The sequence below is a fragment of the Micromonospora sp. NPDC005324 genome (assembly GCF_040607155.1).
Classification (GTDB): Bacteria; Actinomycetota; Actinomycetes; order Mycobacteriales; family Micromonosporaceae; genus Micromonospora; species Micromonospora trifolii.
On sequence record NZ_JBEXGE010000098.1, the window covers coordinates 1 to 4,678 of the forward strand.

The following is a 4,678-nucleotide window of genomic DNA, read 5'->3' on the forward strand; positions in this document are numbered from 1 at the left end:
GCCCTCGCCGAGGTTCTGGACCCGCGTGATGCCCGGGGTCGGATTCATCCGTTGCCGGGGCTGCTCGCGATCGCGATCGCGGCGGTGGTCTCGGGGTCCAGCCGGGTCGTGGAGATCGTCGAGTGGGCCGCGGATGTGCCGGAGGTGGTGTGGGACCGTCTCGGTGCGGCCCGCGACGCGTTCACCGGTGTGCGGCGGGTGCCTGATGACAGCACTTTGTCCCGGGTGCTGGCCGGTATCGACGCTGACGCTCTGAATGCTGCGGTGTGCCGTTGGCTGCTCGGCCGGGCAGGGCTGGCCGGGTCGGGCCGGCGGGTGATCGCGGTTGATGGCAAGACGCTGCGGGGCAGCGGCCCGGTCGGGGCGCAGGTGCATTTGCTGGCCGCGTTGGACCAGGCCGAACGGATGGTCCTGGCGCAGATCGACGTTGACGGGAAGACGAATGAGATCAGCCGGTTCGTGCCGCTGCTGGACGGTCTGGAACTGACCGGCGCGATCGTCACGGCGGATGCGTTGCATACCCAGCGCGAGCATGCCCGCTGGCTGGTCGAGGATAAGAAGGCCGGTTACGTGTTCGTCGCCAAGCGCAACCAGCCGCGGCTGTATCGGCAGGTAAAGGGTCTGCCCTGGGCGAAGATCCCGGCCCTGGACGAGACCCGCGAGCGAGGGCACGGCCGCTACGACATCCGCGCGTTGCAGGCGATCACCTGCCTCGGCCCACTCGCGCTGGACTTCCCGCACGCGGCTCAGGCACTACGGATCCGGCGCCGCCGCTACAACTCGGTCACCGGCCGCTGGTCCACCGTCAACGTGTATGCGATCACCAGTCTCACCGCAGCTCAGGCCAGTCCTGCTGAACTGGCCGACTGGCTACGCGGACACTGGGCCATCGAAGTTCTTCACCACGTTCGCGACACCACCTACCGCGAGGACGCCAGCCGGTTGCGGACCGGCAACGCGCCCCGCGCCCTGGCCACCCTCCGCAACACGGCGATCAGTCTCCTCCGCCTGAACGGCGCCACCTCGATCGCACCAACTCTGCGTCGAAACAGTCGAGACCCGTACCGATCCCTACAAATGCTCGGACTCGCCTAGAACGGACTTATCTCAACCTTGCGAACGCCCTGCCCAACTGGCGGCCTGGATCCGCGGCCACTGGTCGATCGATAACAAGGTCCACTGGGTACGCGACGTCACCTACGACGAAGACCGCAGCCAGATCCGCACCGGCACCGGACCCGAAGTCATGGCCGCTCTACGCAACGCCGCGATAGGCGGTCCTACGCCTGACCGGAGTCACCAACATCGCCGCCGCCAACCGACACCACGCCCGCGACAGCACCCGCCCGCTGGCACTACTCGGCATCACCTGACGACTTTGCCGGGGCCCTGGCGGGAACCCACAGCTCTCCCGACAGCGGGACGTCGCCTACCCGTAATTGCAACTGCTTCGACTTGACCATTTGAGCCTTTCGATCAGGTATGAATTCTGATGAAGGGCGATCTACTTTTGGGTTACTTATCAACGGGTGATGGACAGGTCTGAGGCGGGGCCGTCGGACGCCCCAATTGGCCGAGGGATAATCTCATGTCAGTGTCGGTGGCGAGCTGATTGAAACGGCTACCTAGCACGACGTCGACGGTGTCTTCCGTGCGTTTTGCGTCGTATTCATACTCGGCCTCGTTTAGGAAATAGGCACGCAACAGATGCATCGAGCTGGTGCCCTTGGGCCCGTACCGCAAGAGGGCGACCCCGTCGATTTTCTTTTCTTCTGTCATCTCTCCTAGGACCTGAAAAGTCCGATTACGGAAGTCATCAGCGACCCTGTCGGCAAGTCCTGGCACATCTGTGGCGTTCAGCACGTTGATCCTAGTATCCTTCGGCTCGCGCATGCTCAAGTCGGCCACCGGCCATTCCCTTGGGCAGCTTGCGGTAGCACCTCCCTGAGTGTCCCGCGCAATAGCAGCGACCACAAGGGCCAAGCAGAGCGCCGACAATACGCCAATAACAGCGAATGCTCGAACGCGCACATAACTCATCAAGTGTTCCATACCATGTAGGCATGACGGGCCCTTAATGGGTTTAGCTGCCGTCCAATCGCATATCTTGTTCCGGGATTAGCAGATCCGACAACGAGGCGGTGGCACGCTGGCGACTGCCACTGATCTTGGGTTTCCCTGTGTCGCCCTCGGCTCGTTACGGGTGCCTTGGGGTGTGTTGTTCTAGCGGCGCTCCCGAGTCCGACCATCGCGAGGACATGTTCTCGGCGTCGGACTGCGAGTACACCGATCGCGGGCGTTACGGGGGACGTTCCGGCAAAGGGCACACTCACGCGAGCTGAAGATAGATGATGTGGTCCCATGTGGGTGTTGGAACTCATCCGGCCTTCAAGGGTGAGGCTGATTGGTGCCGGCAGGAGGTTCATTCGAGACGGTGCGCAGCTGGCGCAGCGCATATCTAGTGGCGTTCTCCACGACCCGAATTCCCTCTTCCTGGCTCACGTGATGATCGGACAGCACGGCGATCAACCAATCGCGATCGGGTTCGACGATTCGGCCGATGCTGTTGACTAGCCAACGATTGTTATCTTCTGTAACAGTGGTCCAGCCATTCTTAACGTAACTCTCGATGTTGTTCGCCTCAGCACCGGCGGTGACACCCCATTGTTGGTCGGGGTTGACCCTTCCCATGAGCTCAAGAATGAACCGACAATTCGGGGTCTTGAGTGGTCCGTTCGGCGTGGTCATCACGGTCAGCAATCGGATCTGATCCGCGGCCGTAGTCGTCGTGAGCCCCCATTGTGTATTGGGCCTCGTTTCACGTAGCCCGAGTGTTCGGTTCGCGGCGGCTAGGCCTCGCTGTCCCTCAATTTCTCGCCAAAGCGTACTCGCCGCGTCGTTGTCGCTGGCCACAATCATGGCTTCCGCCAACCGGCGGGCACCCGAGCTCAGATCCCGATTTCGCATCTGCTCGCGTAGCAGCAGTGCCGCAAGTATGTTGACTTTCACGATACTGGCCGTTTGGAACTTCCTGACATCGACGGTTACGCGGGCACCCCCTTGTCGATCCAGCATTGCCATTGCAAGGTGGCCGTCAAACCGCTGCACGTAGGCTTCAATTCGAATTCTCGCCTCAGCAAACCGATCTACCTTTGGGGTAACGGGCACCGGCGTGGACGGGGAAGAGACGGGCCAAGGCGCAGTTGACCCCCCATCATCCGAGGACAGCCGCATTACACCCAGACTGATCGTGGAAATGCCGGCCAAAGACGTTGCCACCGAAGAGACAACCCAACGACGAGACAGCTGCCGTCTGCTCTGCCTAGCCAAGTCGAGCCACCAGTCTCGCAGCAATCGCCCGCACTTCAGCCTCGCTCCCTAAATCAGGGAGATTCAACGTCGAAACGATGTTGCCGCGCCTTACCGCAATAAAGTAGGCATTTGTTGCGGGCGAACTGACATGTTCAATTCGACCACGAACCAAGAGCCCGGCGCCATCAAGATAGGACGCGTCGACCAAAGAAAAAGACAACCTCGACCCCATGAGGATGTAAGTTGCGCACTGCTTGAGAACTTGACGGACGTCATCGACGCTGCGAACGGCCCAGCCTGGCTCGTATTTCTCAACCACCTGATGAGCCGTCAAGGAGCGTTCTTCTAACTCATAAAACCGTTGAATGGCGCCTCGTCGATGTAGCTGGGCCTTGTAATTCTCGCTGCGGTAGTTGGGGCAATCACTTTGGTCCCACGGCCAAGATGGCGCAGCTGATTGAGCCACTCTCTCGCGCCAACCCGCCCCGATTTCGGAAGGTTGCATCAGGGTAGCCGAATCAATCCCTCCTACCTTGCCGGCGTCTCGGTCGTTCGACTCAGTTCGCGGCCCCTGTTGCTGGCATCCCGCCCCAAACAATGCCAGCACTAACATAGCCGCTGCGAAAATTGCAGCGCATCTCTGTCGATCACCGAGAATCTGTCTCCGGCCAGATTTAGCATCTCGAGATAGCCAGACAGGTCCTACAGGCCAATTGCTCATGCTCATTTTCCAGAACGTCAACGTAGCCTCGTATGGCCAGGGCCTGCCGAACGACCGTGCCCGCTGGTAGTTCACCCGAGCCCGGGGACGCCCGTTGGGGTGACGTGGGCCGGCGGTCTCACCGTGGAACCACCGATTCGGATTCGGCGACGAAATCGGGTAGGCGAAGGTGGTCGTACTACTAGGTGGAAAGTCAGGTCGGTCGCCCGGGGAGTTGGTGGGAAAACCGCGACGGCGCCCACGGAGCCTTCCCCATCCTCGCCATGATTACGACACCGAGCATTAGGCTTCGATCGGTGATCTTACGCATGAACAAACCTTTCGCCGGACTTCCACATCAATGGAGGGAACCAACTAACGGCCAAGCTCCGCGACAAGGGTAAGTTGGTCTAGCTGCAGACCGGCTTCACGCTGCCGTCAGCCCGACATCCGACATGGTTACGGGCTGCACAGAGCAGGCAATCTGTGCTTCACGACTCTGGTCCGAGGCATAGGGGCCTGTCTCGCTAAGGGTGTTTCCGGCGATCTTGGTTAGTAGGTTTCAGCGGCGGGGAAGCGGTCGTTGAAGGTGATGGCGAAGGCGTTCAACGCGGGTTTCCAGCGCGTCGTCCATCGGGTTCGTCCTGTGCCGGTGGGGTCCAGGGA

General features: G+C 61.0%; 4 protein-coding genes and 1 pseudogene. 2 read left to right on the plus strand and 3 right to left on the minus strand.

Features of this window, described 5'->3' with window-relative positions:
- Positions 1-1,095, plus strand: a 1,095-nt coding sequence (locus ABZS40_RS36280; RefSeq protein ID WP_354949229.1) for an ISAs1 family transposase, incomplete at its 5' end; no start/stop codon positions are given.
- Positions 1,096-1,123: 28 nt separating this feature from the next.
- Positions 1,124-1,252 (plus strand): annotated as a pseudogene (locus ABZS40_RS36285) (ISAs1 family transposase); the annotation flags it as partial.
- A 263-nt stretch (positions 1,253-1,515) separates the two neighbouring features.
- Here ABZS40_RS36285 and ABZS40_RS36290 read toward each other — a convergent pair.
- The 3 genes from ABZS40_RS36290 to ABZS40_RS36300 all read right to left on the minus strand — a co-directional run bounded on the left by ABZS40_RS36290 (position 1,516) and on the right by ABZS40_RS36300 (position 3,817).
- Positions 1,516-2,040: a LytR C-terminal domain-containing protein gene (locus tag ABZS40_RS36290; RefSeq protein ID WP_354949231.1), complete on the minus strand. Its 525-nt coding sequence runs from the start codon at positions 2,038-2,040 to the stop codon at positions 1,516-1,518.
- 348 nt (positions 2,041-2,388) lie between these two features.
- Entirely contained in the window at positions 2,389-3,108 is a 720-nt protein-coding gene (locus ABZS40_RS36295) for a serine hydrolase (protein ID WP_354949233.1), read from the minus strand.
- Between the two features lie 214 nt (positions 3,109-3,322).
- Complete coding sequence (locus ABZS40_RS36300) at positions 3,323-3,817, minus strand: hypothetical protein (RefSeq protein ID WP_354949235.1); 495 nt, start codon at positions 3,815-3,817, stop codon at positions 3,323-3,325.
- Between the last annotated feature and the right edge of the window lie 861 nt (positions 3,818-4,678).